General features: G+C 41.1%; 1 pseudogene. It reads left to right on the top strand.

The features are described from left to right. Positions 1–243 (top strand): annotated as a pseudogene (locus ACFIO5_RS10470) (lambda exonuclease family protein); the annotation flags it as partial. Positions 244–326: the final 83 nt, after the last annotated feature.

Genomic DNA, 326 nt, shown 5'->3' with positions numbered 1-326 from the left:
GATGGCACTATCAAGCCTGAATATAAGGCACAAATGCAATTCCAAATGGCATGTACAGGACGTCAATGGTGTGATTTTGTCAGCTATGATCCGCATTTTGTAGGCAGATCCCTTCGTTTGCGCATGAAAATTAAACGTATCCACCGTGATGAGAAACAAATTGAACAGATCAATCAAGCAGTTGAGATATTCTTAGAGGAAATAGAGCAAGAGATGAAACAGATCTTGACACAAGCCGCTTGACGTTATGGGGGTGCTCTCTCCTCCCAGCACCCCCACCCATTTACATAACATAAAAAATAGAAAGGTAATGAGATGATATTTGA

This window comes from Bartonella sp. AA86SXKL (genome assembly GCF_042196885.1).
The sequence above is the reverse complement of the archived record's forward strand: the minus strand, read 5'-3'. Positions and strand labels throughout refer to the sequence as shown.